Origin of the sequence: Chromohalobacter nigrandesensis, assembly GCF_023061285.1 — a bacterium.
GTDB lineage: Bacteria > Pseudomonadota > Gammaproteobacteria > Pseudomonadales > Halomonadaceae > Chromohalobacter > Chromohalobacter nigrandesensis.
Genome location: NZ_JAKGAM010000006.1, coordinates 151,333 through 169,510, shown reverse-complemented (window position 1 = coordinate 169,510; position 18,178 = coordinate 151,333). Strand labels below are relative to the sequence as shown.

The 18,178-nt window shown below is 63.2% G+C and carries 18 protein-coding genes; 10 read left to right on the top strand and 8 right to left on the bottom strand.

The features are described 5' to 3' along the window. The first annotated feature begins 150 nt into the window (after nt 1-150). A complete protein-coding gene (locus tag L1073_RS09870; RefSeq protein WP_246898877.1) occupies nt 151-1,209 on the top strand; it encodes an HlyD family secretion protein in 1,059 nt (352 codons plus the stop codon). Continuing rightward, complete coding sequence (locus tag L1073_RS09865; RefSeq protein WP_246898875.1) at nt 1,210-2,760, top strand: DHA2 family efflux MFS transporter permease subunit; 1,551 nt, start codon at nt 1,210-1,212, stop codon at nt 2,758-2,760. A 31-nt stretch (nt 2,761-2,791) separates the two neighbouring features. On the opposite strand, the gene L1073_RS09860 is transcribed toward L1073_RS09865, so the two are convergent. Continuing rightward, nucleotides 2,792-3,028, bottom strand: coding sequence for a SlyX family protein (locus L1073_RS09860; protein ID WP_246898874.1), 237 nt, complete (start codon nt 3,026-3,028; stop codon nt 2,792-2,794). Nucleotides 3,029-3,228: 200 nt separating this feature from the next. Between L1073_RS09860 and L1073_RS17250 the strand changes: the two genes are divergently transcribed. After that, nucleotides 3,229-3,696: a cold-shock protein gene (locus tag L1073_RS17250; protein ID WP_281506048.1), complete on the top strand. Its 468-nt coding sequence runs from the start codon at nt 3,229-3,231 to the stop codon at nt 3,694-3,696. A gap of 79 nt (nt 3,697-3,775) precedes the next feature. Here L1073_RS17250 and L1073_RS09850 read toward each other — a convergent pair whose 3' ends face one another. The 7 genes from L1073_RS09850 to map form a co-directional block, all read right to left on the bottom strand. Continuing rightward, entirely contained in the window at nt 3,776-4,165 is a 390-nt protein-coding gene (locus tag L1073_RS09850) for a hypothetical protein (RefSeq protein ID WP_246898872.1), read from the bottom strand. An 8-nt stretch (nt 4,166-4,173) separates the two neighbouring features. Continuing rightward, the gene (gene dapE, locus L1073_RS09845; RefSeq protein WP_246898870.1) at nt 4,174-5,331 is read right to left on the bottom strand and encodes a succinyl-diaminopimelate desuccinylase; all 1,158 of its coding nucleotides are present in this window, start codon (nt 5,329-5,331) and stop codon (nt 4,174-4,176) included. After that, nucleotides 5,318-6,343 (bottom strand): 2,3,4,5-tetrahydropyridine-2,6-dicarboxylate N-succinyltransferase, encoded by a 1,026-nt coding sequence (dapD, locus tag L1073_RS09840; protein ID WP_246898868.1) that lies wholly within the window; start codon nt 6,341-6,343, stop codon nt 5,318-5,320. The genes dapE and dapD overlap by 14 nt, the downstream gene beginning before the upstream one ends. 59 nt (nt 6,344-6,402) lie before the next feature. Next, on the bottom strand, nt 6,403-6,750 hold the full coding sequence (locus L1073_RS09835) for an ArsC family reductase (RefSeq protein WP_246898867.1): 348 nt from the start codon (nt 6,748-6,750) through the stop codon (nt 6,403-6,405). 41 nt (nt 6,751-6,791) lie between these two features. Beyond that, nucleotides 6,792-7,991, bottom strand: a complete 1,200-nt coding sequence (gene dapC / locus L1073_RS09830; protein WP_246898865.1) for a succinyldiaminopimelate transaminase — start codon at nt 7,989-7,991, stop codon at nt 6,792-6,794. Between the two features lie 116 nt (nt 7,992-8,107). Then, nucleotides 8,108-10,783 carry a [protein-PII] uridylyltransferase gene (locus L1073_RS09825; RefSeq protein WP_246898863.1) on the bottom strand — a complete coding sequence of 892 codons (2,676 nt, stop codon included), beginning with the start codon at nt 10,781-10,783 and terminating at the stop codon, nt 8,108-8,110. Between the two features lie 55 nt (nt 10,784-10,838). Then, nucleotides 10,839-11,630 carry a type I methionyl aminopeptidase gene (gene map / locus L1073_RS09820; protein ID WP_246898862.1) on the bottom strand — a complete coding sequence of 264 codons (792 nt, stop codon included), beginning with the start codon at nt 11,628-11,630 and terminating at the stop codon, nt 10,839-10,841. A 353-nt stretch (nt 11,631-11,983) separates the two neighbouring features. On the opposite strand from map, the gene rpsB reads away from it, so the two are divergent. The 7 genes from rpsB to ispC all read left to right on the top strand — a co-directional run bounded on the left by rpsB (nt 11,984) and on the right by ispC (nt 18,143). After that, on the top strand, nt 11,984-12,748 hold the full coding sequence (rpsB, locus tag L1073_RS09815; RefSeq protein ID WP_246898860.1) for a 30S ribosomal protein S2: 765 nt from the start codon (nt 11,984-11,986) through the stop codon (nt 12,746-12,748). 261 nt (nt 12,749-13,009) lie between these two features. Then, nucleotides 13,010-13,879: a translation elongation factor Ts gene (gene tsf / locus L1073_RS09810; protein WP_246898858.1), complete on the top strand. Its 870-nt coding sequence runs from the start codon at nt 13,010-13,012 to the stop codon at nt 13,877-13,879. Between the two features lie 124 nt (nt 13,880-14,003). Then, a complete protein-coding gene (gene pyrH, locus L1073_RS09805; RefSeq protein WP_246898856.1) occupies nt 14,004-14,765 on the top strand; it encodes a UMP kinase in 762 nt (253 codons plus the stop codon). Nucleotides 14,766-14,769: 4 nt separating this feature from the next. Continuing rightward, complete coding sequence (gene frr / locus L1073_RS09800; RefSeq protein ID WP_246898854.1) at nt 14,770-15,327, top strand: ribosome recycling factor; 558 nt, start codon at nt 14,770-14,772, stop codon at nt 15,325-15,327. A 50-nt stretch (nt 15,328-15,377) separates the two neighbouring features. Then, nucleotides 15,378-16,136, top strand: a complete 759-nt coding sequence (gene uppS / locus L1073_RS09795) for a polyprenyl diphosphate synthase (protein WP_246898853.1) — start codon at nt 15,378-15,380, stop codon at nt 16,134-16,136. Beyond that, nucleotides 16,129-16,929, top strand: coding sequence for a phosphatidate cytidylyltransferase (locus L1073_RS09790; protein ID WP_246898943.1), 801 nt, complete (start codon nt 16,129-16,131; stop codon nt 16,927-16,929). The genes uppS and L1073_RS09790 overlap by 8 nt, the downstream gene beginning before the upstream one ends. A gap of 8 nt (nt 16,930-16,937) precedes the next feature. Next, a complete protein-coding gene (gene ispC / locus L1073_RS09785) occupies nt 16,938-18,143 on the top strand; it encodes a 1-deoxy-D-xylulose-5-phosphate reductoisomerase (protein WP_246898851.1) in 1,206 nt (401 codons plus the stop codon). Nucleotides 18,144-18,178 lie beyond the last annotated feature (35 nt).

Here is an 18,178-nt window from a genome sequence, read left to right as displayed (position 1 = left end):
GTATCAGCTTGTGCGGATGAGTACAGCGCCGGGTTGCTAGCACATGCCGCGATCCGCCTTTAGCCATGCCTGGGCGGTTCCCCCGAGCGTCCCGCGGATGGATTAGTGTATCCTGTACGACCTGTGTAGACCGTCCGGTGAACTGGGTATATGAAAATCAAGAAGCGACTTTATACGGCGCTGGCCTTGGTCGTGTTGGTGCTGGCGGCCCTCGCGTGGGGGATACACTGGTGGCAGACCGGCCGTTTCTTCGAAGAGACCGATAACGCCTACGTGCATGCCGATAGTGTTGCGGTGCGTGCCGAGGTCAGCGGGCGTGTCGACGAGGTGGCGGTGTCCGACAACCAGCGGGTCGAGGCCGGCGATATTCTGGTGAAGCTCGACCCCAGCGATGCCCAGTCTCAACTTGCTCAGGCCCAGGCGGCGCTGGCCGTGGCCCAGGCCAACGCCGTCAGTGCCAAGCGCCAGGTCGAGCAACAGCGCGCGTCGATCGATGAGGCCAAGGCTCAGGTGACCTCAGCGCAGGCGGATCTGGAACAGGCACGCTTGCATCTCGAGCGCTCGAAGCGTCTGGCGGAGAAGAACTACGCCTCTCAGCAAGAGTACCAGGACGATCAGGCGGCCGTGCAGGTGGCGGAAGCGACGCTCGCGGCGCGGCGCGCCACGCTGTCGTCGTCGCGCAAGCAGCTCGACGTGCTCGAGGCCGAAAGCGACAGTGCCGAGGCCAACATCGAATCCGCCCGTGCCGATGTCGACAACGCGCGTCACCAACTCGACAAGACTCGCCTGACGGCACCGGTGGCCGGCGTGATCGGTAACAAGACGGTCGAGGTCGGCACGCTAGCCCAGCCGTCGTTGACCTTGATGCAGTTGGTGCCGATTCGCTCGGCCTACGTCATTGCCAACTACAAGGAAACCCAGACCGAGCGCATGCGGCCGGGGCAGTCTGTGTCGTTGCACGTCGATGCCTATCCCGATACCGAGTTCGAGGGCGTCGTCGATAGTCTGGCGCCCGCCACGGGCTCGCGTTTCAGCCTGTTGCCGCAGGATAACGCCACCGGCAACTTCAACAAGATCGTCCAGCGGGTGCCGGTGCGCATCCGTGTGACGGGCCCGGATGATGGCCTGGAGCGCTTGCGCGATGGCCTCTCGGTGGTGCCGTCGGTGGATACGCGCGATCTCGATCCCGACGCCGAGGACGACGGCTAGATGGCCGAGGCGACCGCAAGCGACGCGTCGGGCCCCCAGGAAGCCCCTTCACGACGCACCCAACTGGCCTTCGTGGCGGCGGTGTTCGGGATGTTCATGGCGATCCTGGATATCCAGATCGTCGCCAGTTCCCTCAACGAGATTCAGGCCGGGGTCTCGGCCAGCGCCGACGAGATCTCCTGGGTTCAGACCTCTTATCTGATCGCCGAGATCATCATGATCCCGCTGTCGGGGATGCTGACGCGGATTCTTTCCACCCGCGTCGCGCTCGTGGGCTCGTGCCTGGGCTTCACGCTGGCGAGCCTCGGCTGCGCCATGGCCAATTCCATTGAATCGCTGATCGTGCTGCGCGCTATCCAGGGATTCATGGGCGGGGCGATGATTCCCATCGCCTATGCCATCAGTTTCAGTGTCTTTCCGCGGCGCATGATGGGTACGGTGCAGGGTGTAATGGGCTTGGTGGCGACCCTGGCGCCGTCGATCGGGCCGACCGTGGGTGGCTACATCACCGAGTTCGCGAGCTGGCATTGGTTGTTTCTCGCCAATCTCGTGCCTGGTGTGCTGGTGTCGGTGGCGGTATGGCGGCTTCTGGACATCGACCGTCCCGATCATCGTGCGCTGCGTCATCTCGATCTCATCGGCCTGGCACTCTTGGCACTGTTTCTGGGCACGCTGGAGTTTTCGCTCGAGGAAGGCCCCGGCGACGACTGGTTCGCCAGCCGTACGATCCTCATCGCCGCCATCGTCTGCGCGCTCACCTCGGTGGGGTTCTTCTGGCGTGCGCTACGCCATCGTCATCCCATCGTCGACTTGCGAGCCTTCGTCAATCTCAATTTCGCCGTGGGGGCGTGGCTAGGATTCGTGGTGGGGATCGGGCTCTACGGCCTGGTGTACCTGCTGCCGCTGTTTCTGGGCAACGTGCGCGGCTATTCGGCCCTGCAGATCGGCGAGGTGATGATCGTGACCGGGGTGGCGATGTTCTTGACCGCGCCACTGGTCGGGCGTGCCTCGGACAAGGTCGACCTGCGTGCCTTGCTGCTGCTGGGGATGCTGCTGACCGGTATCGGCACGGTGATGAATGCCAATCTGACGGCCGAGTCGGGTTTCGACGCCTTCTTCTGGCCGCAGGTGGTGCGCGGCATAGGATTGGTGATGTGCCTGATCCCGACCTCGCGCATCGCCTTCGGTACCTTGCCGCCGAGCGAGGTTGGCAATGCCAGTGGTCTGTTCAACGTGATGCGTAACCTCGGCGGGGCGGTGGGCCTGGCGTTGCTGGACACGATTCGCGACTGGCGGGAGGACTACCACTGGAATCAGTTGATTCCTGCCATCGATCAAGGCCGCGAGGTGGTCAACGCGACCCAGGCGCAGTATCAGCAGCTACTGGCGTCGACCGGCGACCCACAGACGGCCTCGGTCGAGATGATGGCACGCACCCTGCTCGAGCAGAGCATGGTCATGGCCTACAACGATATCTTCCTGTGGCTAGGCGCGCTTTACCTGTTGGTGGCGCCGTTGATTCTGCTGCTGAAAAAGCCCCAGCACGCCTGAGCCATGTGCCAACGGCCGAGGCAGTCGTCGCTCAGTAATGGGGAGGAATCTCGTCGCTAGGCGTTGGGGCGTCGTCATCGCTCATATGATCGACACTTTGACGCAGGTTCCGCAGGCGTTCGCGCAGCATGTCATTGGTACGTTCGAGCTGGGCTACGCGGCGGTCCTGCGCGGCCAGAGCCTGGTCGAGCGTGTCCAGCCAGTCTTCCTGATAGGCGAGCCGGGACTCCAGTGCGTCGAGGCGGTCGCGCGTGACGTCCTCGGTCATGCTAGAATCTTTCGACGGTGTGTCACCGTTCATTTCTGGCACCTTATGCAATGCATTCAAGCGCATTGCGTTCAAACGTTGTGTTCATCACGTTGTGTGGATCACGTCGTGTATGTAGTGACTGCGCAACCCATGTCGGCTCTGGACGCGCTCAGGCGCCAAGGAGCATTTCCATCGGACAACAAGAGATATCGAGGTCCATGAATCGTAAGGTATTCCTACGTTGTAGTCTTATCAGTGTCCTGTTGGCCATTCCTTCTCCACTGTTGATCGCGCTGTTCGTGACGCTGAGCGGCAGCGTACTGGAGTTTTCCCTGCTGCTGGAAGCCGATGGCATCGCCATCGCCTACAGTGCCACGGCCTTGGCCGTGTTCGTGCTGCTGTTGCTGGGAACGCTGAGCACACAAGCCCTGGCCCCGCAGTCGCGGCAGCTGGCGCATCTCGCCGAGTTGGAAAACGACGACCGCGAGATCGGCGAAGTGAAGTGGTTCAACGTCAACAAAGGGTATGGCTTCATCACCCGCGATAGCGGCGAGGACGTGTTCGTGCATTTTCGTGCCATCCGCGGCAAGGGACATCGCACGCTCGCGGAAGGACAGAAGGTCCGCTATCACGTGACCGAAAACGAGCGCGGCCTGCAGGCCGATGATGTGACCGTGATTTCCTGACCGCAGACCCTGCCACGCAGGCATGACAACGCCCCGTCCGATCACTGTATTGGACGGGGCGTTTCACGTCATGCGTCGTCTATTGCCCTGAATCCGGCCAGTCGATCGCGCCTTCCTCGCCGTCCGCGCGGACCCGCCAGAAGCGGTCCGGCTCGTCGCCGGGCTGCCACCCGCCCAACGAGCAACGCACCTCGCAGCCGAGCGCCCGTGCGGCATCACGCGCGCAGTCCACGTCGCGCGGCCAGGGGGTGTGCGGACTGTCGAACCACAGGCTGGCGAAGCCGTCGGCAGCATGGGTCACCAGCAGGATCGGTACCTCGTTGTCGGCGTGGCGTGCCCGTGTCTGCCATTGGGCCTTGCCGCGCTTGACCAGCGTGGGCCGTTCGTCGAAGTGTCCGGCGAGCCAGCGTTGCACGGCCTCGATGTCGGCCTCGGCTAGATAGATCTCGATGTCGGGGTAGCGCTCCACGGCGGACCTCAGGTAAGCAAGCGTTGCATGATGGTCGCATAGAGACGGCTCAGCGTCTCCAGGTCGGCGGCGCGAATGCGCTCATCGACCTTGTGTATCGTGGCGTTGGTCGGGCCGAGTTCGATGACTTGTGCACCGAGCGTGGCGACGAAGCGGCCATCCGAGGTGCCGCCGCCGGTCGACAGTTGCGGCCGATAGCCCAGCATGTCTTCCACGCTGGCCACGGTGGCATCGACCAGGGCGCCTCCGGCTGTGAGGAAGGGCTCACCGTTGAGCGTCCAGTCGAGCGTGTAGTCGAGTGCGAAAGCGTCCAGGATCTCGGCGGTGCGTGCCTTCAATGCCTCGGCGGTGACCTCTGTGGAGAAGCGGAAATTGAAGACCACCTCCAGTTGACCGGGAATCACGTTGGTCGCACCGGTGCCGGCCTGGAGGTTGGAGATCTGGAAACTGGTCGCGGGGAAGAAGTCGTTGCCGGTATCCCAGTGCTCGGCAGCCAGCGCGGCCAGTGCCGGGGTCGCCTCGTGCACGGGATTGCGCGCCAGGTGCGGGTAGGCGACATGGCCTTGGATGCCCTTGACGCGCAGCACGCCACCCAGCGAACCGCGGCGCCCGTTCTTGAGGGTATCGCCCAGGCGCTCGCTGGACGAGGGTTCGCCGACGATGCAGTAATCCGGGGCGATGCCGCGCTCGCGCAGGTGCTCGACCACGGCGCGGGTGCCGTGAACGGCGGGGCCTTCCTCGTCGGCGGTGATCAGAAAGCCGAGTCGGCCGGGATGCGCCGGATGCGTGGCGAGGAAGTCTTCCACGGCGGTGATCATCGCCGCCAGGCTGCCTTTCATGTCCGCCGCGCCGCGTCCGCAGAGCATGCCTTCGGCGTCGATGCACGGCTCGAAGGGCGGATGCTCCCAGTCGCTTTCGGGGCCGGTGGGTACCACATCGGTATGCCCGGCGAACACCAGCATGGGGCCGTTGTCACCACGTGTGGCCCAGACGTTGTCCACCTCGCCGATGCGCAGGCGTTCGATATGAAATCCCAACTGCTCCAGGCGCGCGATCATCAGCGCCTGGCAGCCGGCGTCGTCCGGGGTCACCGAACGACGACGCAGCAACTCGAAGGCCAGCGCCAGGGTCGGGGACGCTGGCGTGGTGCGATCAGTTGTGGGCATGCAGTGCCTCGTTGAGCGCTACGGCGCTCTTGTTGGTCAAGCACTCGATGCGGCCGTTCTGCGAGTTGCGACGTAGCAGCAGATCGCTCTGGTTGGCCAGGTCGCGGCCGCTGACGGTACGTACCAGCTCGCCCTGATCGTCGAGCACGGCGATCTTGGCACCGGCGGTGATGTAAAGGCCGGCTTCCACCGTGCAGCGGTCGCCCAGCGGGATGCCGATGCCGGCGTTGGCACCGATCAGGCAACCCTCGCCGATGGCGATGATGATGTTGCCGCCGCCCGAGAGAGTGCCCATGGTCGAGCAGCCGCCGCCGAGATCCGAGCCCTTGCCGATCACTACCCCGGCGGAAATGCGTCCTTCCACCATGCCCGGACCTTCGGTGCCGGCATTGAAGTTGCAGAAGCCTTCATGCATGACGGTGGTGCCTTCGCCGAGGTAAGCGCCCAGGCGCACGCGGGCGGTGTCGCCGATGCGCACGCCCTTGGGCACCACGTAATCGGCCATCTTGGGGAACTTGTCGACGCAGTCGACCGTGAGCGGGCGGCCTTCGAGGCGTGCCTTGAGGCGACGTGCGCCGAGTTCGTCGACATCGATGGGGCCTTCGTTGGTCCAGGCGATGTTCTTGAGCAGGCCGAACATGCCGTCGAGCTTGATGCCATGCGGCTTGACCAGGCGATGCGAGAGTAGGTGCAGCTTGAGGTAGACCTCGGGCACGCTGGCCGGCGCGTTGTCCTCGTCGAGGAAAACCGCGACGAGGGGCCGCTGGCCGGCGGAGAAGGCCTCGGCCAATTCGGCTTGCTCGGTACCACCGGCCTGGCGTAGTGCCTCGGCGAGTGCCTGGCCGTGCTCGGGCAGGAAGCTGACCACGGTGTTGCCCGCCGGCGCATTCAGCGCCTGGCGTGCCGCCGCGACCAGCGCGTCATCGGGGTTGAGTAGCGGCGTCGGGTAGTAGACGTCCAGCCACTCGCCTTGGGTGTTCTGATGGCCGATTCCGAGAGCGAAGCTCAGCATGGGGAAGTCCTCGTGGGTCAGGTAAAAAGGGATGCGATACGTATGATGCCGGTGGGCACCTAGGCTGCCTGCAAGGCGCGATAGGCGTCGGCCTTGAAGCCCACCAGGAAGTGTTCCGGCGTTTCCAGCACGGGACGCTTGAGCAGCGTCGGATGCGCCAGCAGCAGCGCGCGGGCCCGCTCGGCGTCGAGATCGCGCTTGTCGGCGTCGTCCAGTCCGCGCCAGGTGGTGCTGCGCGTGTTGAGCAGCGTGTTCCAGTCGCTGCGTGCTAGGAAGGCATCCAGCCGTGCGGCATCGAGGCCGTCCTCGCGCAGGTCATGATAACGATACGCGATGCCCAGGTCGTCGAGTGTGCGGCGCGCCTTGCGGCAGGTGTCGCAGGTCTTGATGCCGTAGAGCGTGACCATGACGGCCTCCTCATGAATGGGTTGCGATGTGGTGCGGTGGATCAGGTGCGGCGCTCGATGAAGCCTCGGATGCGGTGCGCCGCTTCGAGGGTGGCGTCGAGCTCGGCAACCAGCGCCAGGCGTACGCGGCCCGCGCCGGGGTTGCCCTGGGCGCCGTCGCGCGACATGTAGCGCCCGGGCAGCACGGTGACGTGTTCCTCGGCAAACAAATCGCGGGCAAAGGCTTCATCGTCGCCGTCGGGCACTTCCGGCCACAGATAGAAACTGGCGCGCGGCGTGGGGAAGTCCATCACCGGCGCCAGGATCTCGCCCACCGCGCTGAATTTCTCGCGATAGGCATCGCGGTTGGCGCGCACATGCGTTTCGTCGTTCCAGGCGACGATCGAGGCATGCTGAGTCGTCAGCGGCATGGCGCAACCGTGATAGGTGCGGTAGCGCTTGAACGGTGCGATCAACTCGGTGTCTCCGGCGACGAAGCCCGAACGCAGCCCGGGCAGATTGGAGCGCTTGGACAGCGAATGAAACACCAGGCAGCGGCGGTAGTCGTCGCGCCCCAGCGAGCGGCAAGCCTCGAGCAGCCCCGGTGGCGGCACGGCCTCGTCGAGATAAAGCTCCGAATAGCATTCGTCCGAGGCGATCAGGAAGTCGTGCTCGTCGGCCAGGGCGATCAGCTTTTGATACTCGGCCAGCGGCGTGACGGCGCCGGTGGGATTGCCCGGCGAACAGACGAAGACCAATTGCACGTCGCGCCAGGTGGCGGCGGGCACGGCATCGAGATCGGGCAGGCAGCCGTTTTCGGGGGCGCAATCCAGGTACAACGGTTCGCCGCCGGCCAGCAGGGCCGCGCCTTCGTAGATCTGATAGAACGGATTGGGCATCGCCACCTTGGCGGGCCGGGTGCGGTCCAGCGCGGCTTGGACGAAGGCGAAGATTGCCTCACGGGTGCCGTTGACCGGCAATACGTGGCGCGCGGGGTCGAGCGAGCCGGATGTCAGTGCGTAACGCTGTGTCGCCCAGCGGGTGATGGCGTCGCGCAGTTCGGGGAGCCCCGCCGTGGCCGGATAGCGCGCGACCTCGCCCTCGAAGCGACGCAGCGCCTCGAGTACGGCCGTCGGCGGCGCATGGCGCGGCTCGCCGATGGACAGTGCGATGGGCGATAGCGCGGGCGGCGTTACCTCAGCCTTGAGAGCGGCAAGCTTCTCGAAGGGGTAGGGCTTGAGGGCGTCGAGATCGGGATTCATTAGCAATCCAGCAGCGAGTCCGGCGGCGCGGACATGGCGTTGTTATGAAGGCGCGCGGCGCCATCGGGAGAGCCCGATTATAGGCAAGCCGGCCAAGGGCCTCAAATGGGGCCGGCTCAGACGTCGAGCGTCTCGCACAGGCGCTCGCGCAGTTTGGCCTGGCGCTCGGGATCGGTGAGCGGCTCGCCGGCCTTGTCGGTGATGAAGAAGACGTCCTCGACGCGCTCGCCGAGAGTAGCGATCTTGGCTGCGGAGAGGGCGATGTCCTGCTCCATGAAGATACGCCCGACGCGGGCCAGCAGGCCGGGGCGGTCGGGAGCGATGAGCTCGACGATGGTGCGGGTGTTGGCCTCGTCCTGCTCGATCATCACCTGGGTCGGTACCTTGAAGTGCTTGAGCTGGCGCGACGTATGACGCGTGACGATGCGTGGGTAATCGGCGGGGTCGTCGAGCTCTTCCACCAGGTGGTGGCGGATTTCTTCGAGACGCTGTGGGTCGCGAATCGGCTCGCCCTCGTCGTCGAGCACGATGAAGGTGTTGAGCGTCCAGTCGTTGCTGGAGGTGGCAATGCGTGCATCGTGGATCGACAGTCCCAGTTGCTCCATGGCGGCGGCGGTGGCGGCGAACAGGTCGTTGACCGAGCGGGTGTGGATGAACACCTTGGTGCCGCCCTCGGCCATGTCCTCGGTGGGGGCGTTGGCGAGGATCAGCGGCAACTCCGAGGGCTGGTGCTCGAGAATGCCCTGCGTCTGCCAGATGATCTCGCTGGGCGCGTACTGCAGGAAGTAGTCGTCGCCGAACGAGGCCCACAAGGCGTCCGCGCTGGCAGCATCGATACCCACCGTGCCGAGCAGGCCACGGGCTTCTTCGCGCGACTCGCGGGCCCATTCGTCGCGGTCGATGGCGTGATCGAGACCACGCCGCAAGGCGCGTTTGGTCTCGGTATGCAGTTGGCGCAACAACGCGGCGCGCCAGCCGTTCCACAGCGAGGGGTTGGTGGCGGTGATGTCGGCTACGGTGAGCACATAAAGATAGTCGAGATGGACCTCGTCGCGCATCGCCAACGCGAATTCGTGGATCACGTCGGGATCGGAGATATCACGCTTCTGGGCGGTCTTGGACATCAGCAGGTGATGCTCGACCAGCCAGGCCACAAGGCGCGTATCGCGCGGCGAGAGGCCGTGGCGTTCGCAGAAGGCGGTGGCGTCGACGGCGCCGAGCTCGGAGTGATCGCCACCGCGTCCCTTGCCGATATCGTGATAGAGCCCGGCGATCCACAGCAGTTCGAGCTTGGGCAACTGGTGAATCAGGGTCGCGGCGACGGGGAAGTCCTCGTGGCCTTCGGGCTCGCGGAAGCGTTGCACGAACTTCAGCAGGCGTAAGGTGTGCGCATCGACGGTATAGAGGTGGAACAGGTCGTGCTGCATTAGTCCCACGGCCTGACCGAACTCCGGCAGGTACTTGCCGAGGATGCCGTAACGGTTCATGCGCCGCAGTTGGCGTGGGATGTTGCCCCCGCTGCGCAGCAGTTCCATGAACAGGCTCTGATGGCGCAGGTCGTCGCGAAAGCTCTCGTCGATCAGGTGGCGATGATCGCGAATCAGACGAATGGTCTCGGCGCGCACGCCTTCGATTTCGGGGTGCTGGGCCATCAGCAAAAACAGCTCGAGCAGGGCGCCGGGGCGGTGGCGAAACACGTTGGCGTGGCGCACCTGGATGTAGCCACCCAGAATCTCGAAGCGTGCGTTGAGCGGCGTGATGTCCGGGGTCTCGTGAGCGCGCAGGATGACCTCGTCGAAGTGCTGAAGCAGCATGTCGTTGAGCCCCGCCAGGGCGGTGACGTGACGATAGTAGCGCTTCATGAATTGCTCGACGGCGAGGCGCTCCGGCGTGTCGCGATAGCCGAACAGTTCGGCGATGGCGCGCTGATGGTCGAACAACAAGCGGTCCTCGGCGCGGCCATTGAGCATGTGCAGCGCATAGCGCACCTGCCACAGGAAGGCCTGGCCCTGGCTGAGGATGCGCAGTTCGGCGTCGTTCATGAAGCCTTGGGCGACGACGTCTTCGTAGCGCAGCTCGCCGAAGTGGCGCTTGGCCACCCAGCCGATCATCTGGATGTCGCGTAGTCCGCCCGGCGAACTCTTGATATTGGGCTCGAGATGGTACTCGGAGTTGTTGTAACGATAGTGGCGGGTGATCTGCTCCTGCCATTTGGCCTCGAAGAAGGTATCGCTCGGCCACATCGCCTCGTTGGAGAGCTGCCCGCGCATCGTTTCGCGCAGGTGCTCGGGGCCGGCGAGGGTACGCGATTCCAGCAGGTTGGTGATGACCGTGAGATCCGCGCTTGCCTCGCGTTCGCAATCGCCCAGCGAACGCACGCTATGGCCGATTTCCAGGCCGATATCCCAGAGAAAGGTGATGAAGCCGGTCAAGCCTTCGCGGTAGGGCGTGTCGTCGTCGTGCTCGAGCAGCAGCAACAGGTCGATATCGGAATACGGGTGCAGTTCACCACGACCATAACCGCCGACGGCAAGCAGGGCGATGCCGTCGTCGGGCCAGTCATAGCGTTCCCAGGCGATGGCCAGTAGCTGGTCCAGACACCAGGCGCGGCTATGGACCAGGTCGCGAATGTCGCTGCCAGCGTGAAAGCGTGCGTCGAGGCGCGCTTGCAACTCGCGTAGCGCGTCCTTGAACACGGCGATCGGTGTGCGACTGGCGGCTAGCGCTTCGCGGAAGGCGGACGCATCGAACAGCGTCTCGTCGGGCACGAAGCGATAGTGATGAAGCAGCATTCGCGTGGCACTCCTGTTCGCGCGTTACGTCGGGTGACCGGTTGAGCGGCGGCGCTTACGCCTCGAGGAAACTCATGTCCTCGTCGCCACGCGCGGTGAGCACCTCGACGCCGGTCGCGGTGACGAGCAGCGTGTGTTCCCACTGGGCCGACAGGCTCTTGTCCTTGGTTACCGCCGTCCAGCCGTCGCGCAGCACCTTGGTGCGATAATCGCCGACATTGAGCATGGGCTCGATGGTGAAGCACATGCCTTCGGCCAGTACGGCGTCGGCGTTGGGCTCGTAACCGTCATAATGCAGGAACTGCGGGTCCTCGTGGAAACCGGCGCCGATGCCGTGGCCGCAGAAATCGCGCACCACCGAATAGCCGTTGCTTTCGGCGTGCTGCTGGATCGTGCGCGCCAGCTCGGAGAGATGCACGCCGGGGCGTACCTGGGCGATGCTCTTGTACAGGCATTCCTGGGTGATGCGTGCCAGGCGTCCGCCCTGGATGCTGTCGCCGACCACGAACATCATGCTGGAGTCGCCGTGATAGCCGTCGGCGGTTTTCACGGTGATGTCGAGGTTCATGATGTCGCCATTCTTGAGTTTCTTGGCGAAATCGGGAATGCCGTGGCAGACGACATGGTTGATCGAGGTGCAGGTCGCCTTGGGGAAACCATGATAGTTGAGCGGCGCGGGGGTGGAGCCGAGTTCGTCCACGATGTATTCGTGGCACAGGCGGTCGACTTCGCCGGTGCTGATGCCGGCCACGACATGCGGCGTGATCATTTCCAGTACCGAAGCGGCCTGGCGGCCGGCTTCGCGCATTTTTTCGATTTCGTCGGCGGTTTTGATGGGAATGTTCATGCGATCTCGAATTCGGAGGGTTCGGGTCTGGCGTCGAGGTGGCTCCTGGCCTATAGTCTCGGCGCCCAGGCTGGCGCGAGACGCAGCACATCCACGCAGTCACTAGGCGCGGCAACCGGGAGCGACTTCATCTTGGAAGCGATCTATGGTATAAAGCCGCGCGCCTCACTGCAATCTGCCTAACGCCTTCGGTTCGACCGAGACATTGGTGCGGTGAAGCTAGTAGGTGAAATGATAACGCCTTGAAAACACACATGCACCGTCACATGGTCCCGGGTGCCGGGGCGGCAGTAGTGCCGTCGTGGTCGGATCCATGGGGTGTATGGAGGCCTAACCCGATTCAGGAGTCATCCATGGCACAAGTCAATATGCGTGACCTGCTCAAGGCAGGCGCTCACTTCGGGCACCAGACCCGTTACTGGAATCCGAAGATGAGCAAGTACATCTTCGGTGCACGCAACAAGATTCACATCATCAACCTCGAGCACACGCTGCCGGCGCTGAACGACGCGCTCGCCGTGGTCGAGAAGATGGTGGCCTCCAACAACAAGGTCCTGTTCGTCGGCACCAAGCGCGCCGCCAGCAAGATCGTCAAAGAAGAGGCCCGTCGTGCCGGTCAGCCGTTCGTCAACCATCGTTGGTTGGGCGGCATGTTGACCAACTTCAAGACCATTCGCGTGTCGATCAAGCGTCTGCGCGAACTTGAAGCCATGCACGAAGACGGCACGTTCGAGAAGCTGACCAAGAAAGAAGTCCTGATGGCGACCCGCGAGCAAGACAAGCTCGAGCGCAGCGTCGGTGGCATCAAGGACATGGGCGGTCTTCCCGACGCGCTGTTCGTGATCGACGTCGATCACGAGCGCATCGCGATCAACGAAGCCAACAAGTTGGGCATTCCGGTCATCGGTGTCGTCGATACCAACTCCAATCCGGACGGTGTCGACTACGTGATCCCGGGCAACGACGACTCCATCCGCGCCCTTCAGATCTACACTCAGGCCGTCGCCGACGCCTGCGTGCAGGCCAAGGGCAATAGCGCTAGCGAGTTCGTCGAAGTGACCGACGAGGCGACTGAAACGAACGAAGCGAACGAAGCGAACGAAGCCGCCGCCGAGTAATAGGGTGGATCCGTGCTGACGCTCGCACGCGAGCGACGAAACACCAGGCAGCCCGTTAAGGCGGCGCAGCACGGACCAAAAGGGGGCTACAGGCCCCCTTTTCACCGTCCGGATGCAAGAAGGGCGGTGAACCCTGAAGGAATTCTTCATTCAAAGGAGATGCTGGTCGCACGTGCATGTCGCACCAAGTCACGCTCAAGCCGTGGCGGTGGCGAGGCAGCATTTCCACCAGACGTCGAACCACATTCAGAGGTATTTACCATGGCAGCTATCAGCGCATCTCTGGTCAAGGAACTGCGCGAGCGCACCGGTCTCGGCATGATGGAGTGCAAGAAAGCTCTGACCGAAGCCGACGGTGACATCGAAACCGCCATCGAAAATCTGCGCAAGAATTCTGGCCTGAAAGCGGCCAAGAAAGCCGAGCGTACGGCAGCCGAAGGGGCCGTGGTGACGCGTGTCGCCGACGACGGTTCTTACGCAGTGATGCTCGAGGTCAACTCCGAGACCGATTTCGTGGCGCGCGATGATAACTTCACCGCCTTCACCGACCAGGTCGTCGCCAAGGTATTCGAAACCAAAAGCGATGACGTGGCGAGCCTGATGGAAGGCGGACTGGAAGACGCGCGTCAGCAGTTGGTGCAGAAGATCGGCGAAAACATCAGCGTGCGTCGCGCAGTAGTCGTCGATGCTCCGGAAGGCGGTGTCGTGGGTGCCTATGTGCACGGCAACCGCATTGGCGTGCTCACCGTTCTCAGTGGCAGCAATGCCGACGTGGCCAAAGACATTGCCATGCACGTAGCGGCAATCAATCCGAGCGCTGCGCATCCGGAAGATATGCCCCAGGCGGAACTGGACAGCGAAAAAGCGATCATCCTGGCGCAGCCGGATATGGCCGGCAAGCCGGCGGAAATCGCCGAGAAGATGGTCCAGGGTCGTCTGAAGAAGTACCTGGCCGAAAACAGCCTGACTCAGCAGCCTTTCGTCAAGGATCCCAACCAGACCGTGGCCGAGTACGTGAAAGCTGCGGGTGGCGAAGTGGTCAGCTTCACCCGCTTCGAAGTGGGCGAGGGCATCGAGAAGGAAGAAGTCGACTTCGCTCAGGAAGTCATGGATCAGGCGCGTCGCAGCTAAGCTGTCATGTGTCTGTGCTGTCGATGGCGTGCGCGGATGCGCACGCCATCGCGTATCCGGTCGACGCCCGACCGAGCCGTTCCCCATTACGCCGATACAGTCCGCTGAGACGAGGAGAGTCCGAATGTCTGTTCCCACCGATCGTAGCGCCGCTTCCCAGGAGCGTAACGAGAAGTCGAAATACAAGCGCATTCTGTTGAAATTGTCCGGCGAAGCCCTGACGGGCGAGCACGAGTTCGGAATCGATCCCAAGGTGCTCGATCGCATGGCGCTGGAAATCGGCCAATTGGTCGGGATCGGTGTTCAGGTGGGGATCGTGGTCGGCGGCGGCAATTTGTTCCGCGGGGCGGCGCTGCACGCAGCGGGCATGGAGCGCGTCACCGGCGATCACATGGGAATGCTGGCCACCGTCATGAATGCGCTGGCCATGCGCGATGCTCTGGAACGTTCCAATATTCGTTCGCGGGTGATGTCGGCCATTCCCATGAGCGGTGTCGTCGAGCATTACGACCGGCGTACCGCCATTCGCTACCTGACCTCGGGCGACGTGGTAATTTTCTCTGCGGGAACCGGTAACCCGTTCTTCACTACCGACTCGGCGGCCTGCCTGCGCGGCATCGAGATCGATGCCAATGTGGTGCTCAAGGCGACCAAGGTGGATGGTGTCTACAACAAGGATCCGGTCAAGCACGGCGATGCCACCAAGTACGAACGTCTCTCCTACGACGACGTACTCGATCAGAAGCTCGGCGTGATGGATTTGACCGCTATCTGCTTGGTGCGGGACCATGATATGCCGGTGCGCGTGTTCGATATGACCAAGCCGGGGGCCTTGCTCAATCTCGTGGTCGGGGGCAAGGAAGGAACGCTGGTAGATAGAGGCTGAAACAGTGATCAACGATATCAAGAAGGACGCCGACGCGCGAATGAAGAAAAGCGTCGAGGCGCTGAACGCCAATTTCCACAAGATCCGCACCGGGCGCGCGCATCCCAGTCTTCTGGATGCGGTGCACGTGGAGTACTACGGTGCCGACATGCCGCTCAACCAGGTGGCCAGCGTCAATGTGGAAGATGCGCGTACCTTGGCCGTGGTGCCGTGGGAAAAAAGCATGGTGCCCAAGGTCGAGAAGGCCATCATGACCTCCGACCTGGGCCTCAACCCCGCCGCTGCGGGTAACGTGATTCGCGTGCCTTTGCCACCACTGACCGAGGAAACGCGTCGCAATTACATCAAGCAGGCGCGTGGCGAGGCAGAAAACGCACGGGTCGCGATCCGCAACGTGCGGCGTGATGCCAACGGTGATCTCAAGGCGCTCCTCAAGGAGAAAGAGATTACCGAAGACGAGGAACATCACGCCATCGAAGAGATCCAGAAGATGACCGACAAGTATGTCGCCGAAATCGACAAGCTTCTGGAAACCAAGGAACATGACCTGCTGCAGGTCTGAGAGGTGACCGCCGGGACGCGCTTCCGTCGATCTCCATGATACGGGATCCCATGACCTCAGAGCCGTTTTCTCCACCCCGTAAGGGCGAGCTGCCACGCCATGTGGCGGTCATCATGGACGGTAACAATCGCTGGGCGCGTGCACGTGGGTTGTCCGGCATCCGCGGGCACCGCGCGGGTGTCGAGTCGGTGCGCGCGGTGATTCGTCGCGCCGCCGAGCGTGGCATCGACACGCTGACCTTGTTCGCCTTCTCCAGCGAAAACTGGAAACGCCCTGCCTCCGAGATTGACGCGCTGATGGAGCTGTTCTTGATCGCACTCAAGCGCGAGGTGAAAAAGCTCCACAACCACGGTATCCGTCTTTCGGTGATCGGCCAGCGCGAGGCGTTTTCCACGTCCATCCAGCAATATATCGAGCGTGCCGAGGCCATGACCCGTGATAATCAGGGCCTTCACCTGGTGATCGCGGCCAATTATGGCGGCCGCTGGGACATTACGCGTGCCGCGCGGCGGTTGGCGCAGCGGGTCTCGGCAGGGGAGTTGGCACCCGACGCCATCGACGAGGAAATGCTGGGAACTGAAATCAGCCTGGCCGATGAAGCGCCAGTCGACCTGTGCATCCGTACCAGTGGTGAACAACGGGTTTCCAATTTCTTGTTGTGGCAACTGGCCTACGCGGAATTCTATTTCACTCCCGAGCTGTGGCCGGATTTCGGTGCCGAGGCATTCGATACCGCGCTGAGTTCCTACCAAGAGCGCCAGCGCCGTTTCGGGATGTCCCCGGAACAAGTCGAGGCGCATGGTGCTTAGGCAACGTATACTCACGGCGCTTGTCCTGGCGCCATTGGCACTGCTTGGTCTGTTCGGGCTTACCGGTTTTCCTTTTGCCTTGTTCACGGGGGCGATCGTGCTGATCGGTGCCTGGGAATGGGCCAATATGGCGGGTCTCGAGCGCCAGCCGCTGCGTCTTGCCTTCGTCGCCGCCTGTGCCGTGGCGATGCTTCTTCTATGGTTGAGCGGCGCCGTGCACCAGCCTTGGCCGTTGTGGTTGGGTATGCTGGGGTGGCTGGCCAATCTCTATTGGGTGGTTCGCTATCCCCGTCAACATGCGCAATGGCAAGGTCGCGCGGTGCGTCTGGGCATGGGCCTGTGGGTGCTGTTACCGTGCTGGATAGGTTTCGTGCAATTGCGCGGCGACGGCGCGGCGTGGCTGCTGTTCGTGCTGTTGCTGGTGTGGGTCGCGGATATCGGTGCCTACTTCGCGGGTCGTGCGTTCGGGCGCCGCAAACTGGCCGTACATGTTAGCCCCGGAAAGTCCTGGGAAGGCGTCTATGGCGGTATGGTGGCGGTCGCGGTGCTGGCCCTGGTCTTCGCGCAGTGGCAAGGAGCGAGCGGCAGTGACGCGCTGTGGTTGATGCTTCTGGCGCTGCCGGTGGTGTTGATTTCGGTGTTGGGCGATTTGTTCGAAAGTATGCTCAAGCGCCAACGCGGCTTGAAGGATTCGAGCCATTTGCTGCCCGGACACGGCGGTGTGCTTGATCGCATCGACAGTTTGACCGCCGCGATTCCGCTTTTCGTATTGTTGCGCCCATGGCTGGGCTGAGGTGACGCATGGAATATGCCGATTGCGCTCGGATACAACGTGTGACCGTACTCGGAGCCACCGGCTCCATCGGCAAGAGCACTCTCGATGTCATTGCCCGCCATCCCCAACGTTACCGGCTGCATGCCTTGACTGCCTATCGTTCGCGCGAAACGCTGCGCGATCAATGCTTGGTTCATCGTCCCGATGTCGCGGTGCTCGGCGAGGAGCGCGACGCCGTCTGGTTGCGTGATGCTCTCGCCGAGGCGGGTGTCGATACCCAGGTGCGCGCCGGCGAGGCGGCGTTATCGGAAGTTGCCGGAAGCGCCGACAGCGAGGTGGTGATGGCCGCCATCATGGGCGCGGCCGGTTTGATGCCGACGCTGGCCGCAGTACGTGCCGGCAAGCGCGTGCTGCTCGCCAACAAGGAAGCCCTGGTGATGTCCGGCGCGCTGTTCATGGAAGCCGTCGAACGTCATGGCGCGGTATTGTTGCCCATCGATTCTGAACATAATGCCATTTATCAGTGTCTACCCACCGAGCACCGTGGTGGATTGGCACGCCAGGGCGTGACTCAGTTGTTGTTGACCGCTTCCGGAGGACCCTTTCGTGACTGGTCCGAGGCGCAGCTGAAGGCGGTGACCCCGGAGCAGGCGTGTGCGCATCCCAATTGGTCGATGGGCCGCAAGATATCGGTGGATAGCGCCACCTTGATGAACAAGGGGCTCGAGCTGATCGAGGCATGCTGGTTGTTCGATGCGCGGCCGGAACAGGTTCAGGTCGTGGTGCATCCGCAAAGCGTCGTTCACTCCATGGCCGCCTATAGCGATGGCTCGGTGATCGCGCAGTTGGGCAATCCCGATATGCGTACGCCGATCGCCTATGGGCTGGCTTGGCCGGAGCGCATCGATGCAGGCGTGGCGCCGCTGGATCTGTTTCAGGTGGCGCGGCTCGATTTCGAGGCGCCTGATGAAGCACGCTTCCCGTGCCTGCGTCTCGCCCGCGAGGCAATGGCCGCAGGCGGTACCGCCCCGGCCACGCTCAATGCCGCGAATGAAGTGGCGGTGGAAGCGTTTCTCGATGCACGGCTCGGGTTCGCGGATATTCCACGCCTGGTGGCGGTAGTCTGCGAGGCTTGCGAGGTACATTCGGCGCATGAGTTGAGCGCGGTGCTGGCCGCAGACGAGGCGGCCCGGCGCGAGGCCGAACGTCAATTGACGCAGTTCACGTCATGATGCGCGGGCTCGGCAAGCCGCAGGAAGGAGAGCGA

What these genes read in the sequence shown, in the direction of transcription:
- rpsB (WP_246898860.1), top strand. Translation starts at nt 11,984, where the DNA reads ATGGCACAAGTCAATATGCGTGACCTGCTCAAGGCAGGCGCTCACTTC.
- L1073_RS09835 (WP_246898867.1), bottom strand. Translation starts at nt 6,750, where the DNA reads ATGGTCACGCTCTACGGCATCAAGACCTGCGACACCTGCCGCAAGGCG.
- L1073_RS17250 (WP_281506048.1), top strand. Translation starts at nt 3,229, where the DNA reads ATGAATCGTAAGGTATTCCTACGTTGTAGTCTTATCAGTGTCCTGTTG.
- L1073_RS09825 (WP_246898863.1), bottom strand. Translation starts at nt 10,783, where the DNA reads ATGCTGCTTCATCACTATCGCTTCGTGCCCGACGAGACGCTGTTCGAT.
- dapE (WP_246898870.1), bottom strand. Translation starts at nt 5,331, where the DNA reads ATGCCCACAACTGATCGCACCACGCCAGCGTCCCCGACCCTGGCGCTG.
- dapC (WP_246898865.1), bottom strand. Translation starts at nt 7,991, where the DNA reads ATGAATCCCGATCTCGACGCCCTCAAGCCCTACCCCTTCGAGAAGCTT.
- map (WP_246898862.1), bottom strand. Translation starts at nt 11,630, where the DNA reads ATGAACATTCCCATCAAAACCGCCGACGAAATCGAAAAAATGCGCGAA.
- uppS (WP_246898853.1), top strand. Translation starts at nt 15,378, where the DNA reads ATGACCTCAGAGCCGTTTTCTCCACCCCGTAAGGGCGAGCTGCCACGC.
- tsf (WP_246898858.1), top strand. Translation starts at nt 13,010, where the DNA reads ATGGCAGCTATCAGCGCATCTCTGGTCAAGGAACTGCGCGAGCGCACC.
- L1073_RS09865 (WP_246898875.1), top strand. Translation starts at nt 1,210, where the DNA reads ATGGCCGAGGCGACCGCAAGCGACGCGTCGGGCCCCCAGGAAGCCCCT.
- L1073_RS09870 (WP_246898877.1), top strand. Translation starts at nt 151, where the DNA reads ATGAAAATCAAGAAGCGACTTTATACGGCGCTGGCCTTGGTCGTGTTG.
- dapD (WP_246898868.1), bottom strand. Translation starts at nt 6,343, where the DNA reads ATGCTGAGCTTCGCTCTCGGAATCGGCCATCAGAACACCCAAGGCGAG.
- L1073_RS09860 (WP_246898874.1), bottom strand. Translation starts at nt 3,028, where the DNA reads ATGACCGAGGACGTCACGCGCGACCGCCTCGACGCACTGGAGTCCCGG.
- ispC (WP_246898851.1), top strand. Translation starts at nt 16,938, where the DNA reads ATGGAATATGCCGATTGCGCTCGGATACAACGTGTGACCGTACTCGGA.
- pyrH (WP_246898856.1), top strand. Translation starts at nt 14,004, where the DNA reads ATGTCTGTTCCCACCGATCGTAGCGCCGCTTCCCAGGAGCGTAACGAG.